Origin of the sequence: Psychrobacter sp. PP-21 (assembly GCF_033790785.1) — a bacterium.
Classification (GTDB): Bacteria; Pseudomonadota; Gammaproteobacteria; order Pseudomonadales; family Moraxellaceae; genus Psychrobacter.
Window position 1 is genome coordinate 1 of record NZ_JAMYEB010000128.1, and the last position, 252, is coordinate 252.

Consider the following 252-nt stretch of genomic DNA (forward strand, 5'->3'; position numbering starts at 1 on the left):
TCGTCCTAACGAAGCTTGGGTTAGTGACATTACCTATGTCTGGACCAATGAGGGTTGGCTATACTTAGCAGGTGTTAAAGACCTCTACACCAAAGAGCTTGTCGGCTATGCCATCAATAAGCGAATGGTAATCATCCCAACCATAAGACACTTATCAAATAGAATTAAGCTGCGTGGTTTAGTTTCTGTATTGGCGTAAAGCCGCCATTGCCCATATTCGGGCGCTCGTGATTGTAGTGATATAACCAGTCC

Annotated in this window: 1 pseudogene; it reads left to right on the top strand. The window is 44.4% G+C overall.

Annotated features, from left to right (window positions below):
• Positions 1 to 127: pseudogene (locus NJD71_RS13880) on the top strand (DDE-type integrase/transposase/recombinase); the annotation flags it as partial.
• Between the last annotated feature and the right edge of the window lie 125 nt (positions 128 to 252).